This is a genomic window from Psychroserpens sp. BH13MA-6 (genome assembly GCF_052983595.1).
Map to the genome: position 1 here is coordinate 1 of NZ_JBRJGE010000038.1, position 1,002 is coordinate 1,002.

Annotated in this window: 1 protein-coding gene; it reads right to left on the reverse strand. The window is 32.5% G+C overall.

Translation table 11 applies throughout. The annotated features are described in order from the left end of the window. Window positions 1–258 precede the first annotated feature (258 nt). Complete coding sequence (locus ACU8DI_RS15355) at window positions 259–831, reverse strand: hypothetical protein (protein WP_447113674.1); 573 nt, start codon at window positions 829–831, stop codon at window positions 259–261. Window positions 832–1,002: the final 171 nt, after the last annotated feature.

Sequence of the window (1,002 nt, forward strand, 5' to 3'; positions counted from 1 at the left end):
TTTCTTTTCCTAAAATTTTGTCGAATTCAGTCGTCGAATTTTTATTTTCCGAACATCCAATGAATAGAAGTAAGATTATGAATATTTTGAAAACTTTCATTTGGTTGGTCATATGTTTGCTAACGGTCTCGTATAACCGTCAGATACGGGTTAATATGCGTTAATTTTCGGTTTAGAACTGGCTTTAGCAATTCCGAGTGGATTCGGACGTAGTCGAATCCGCCGTAATTGCGGTTATACATTGTTAGCAAACGTATTTTATTCCATTTCATTTTCTTTGATTTCAATCGGTTCTGGTGGCGGAACCATATATTCAAGTCTATATTTTTCCATTTCTTTAGGATACAACTCAAACATAATCCTTTGATAACGTTCAATATTAAATCCGCGATTTCCAAGTCCAGTTGTTCTTAATAGAATTGTGTCTTTTTCTTTTGGGTTAATTATTATAAAAAATGGACTGCTTATTTCTTCTTGATAATTAATATCAAAATCAGTCATCATTTTTTCTAAATTCAGCGTGTCGTTTTTTAATTCATAAAGAACTTTATTAAAATGAACAGGTTCGTCATCCATTACCTGTTTTTCTTTTAATTGAAGAAATACACTGTCATTGTTTTTTGTGATTTGTAATTGGTCATATTCACTCCACATACACATAGATAAAACGACTCCGATATTCAGAGTATCATTATTTTCCATTTTCATTTTAAATTCAGAGTAATCTTCAGCTACTTTAAATTCAGATTTTTTCGGTTCAACCTTTTGTTTACAACCAAAGACTATGATTGCAAAAACTAAAATTAATATGTTGAACTTTTCGTTTCTCATATGTTTGCTAACGTAATTGTGTATGGTTTGTTGCGGTTTTACAGCATGCGTGTGCGGCTGATGTTCCGCGGGAAAGACGCAAGCTGTTGAGCTCAAATTTTTCCGTTGAGACTAAGATAGCAATTTGTAGGAGATTTTCCTCGTCTTAACCAACTGAGCAATGAATTATAC

Bases quoted from the DNA above. Each gene is read 5' to 3' on its own strand.
- ACU8DI_RS15355 (WP_447113674.1), bottom strand. From the start codon at position 831: ATGAGAAACGAAAAGTTCAACATATTAATTTTAGTTTTTGCAATCATA.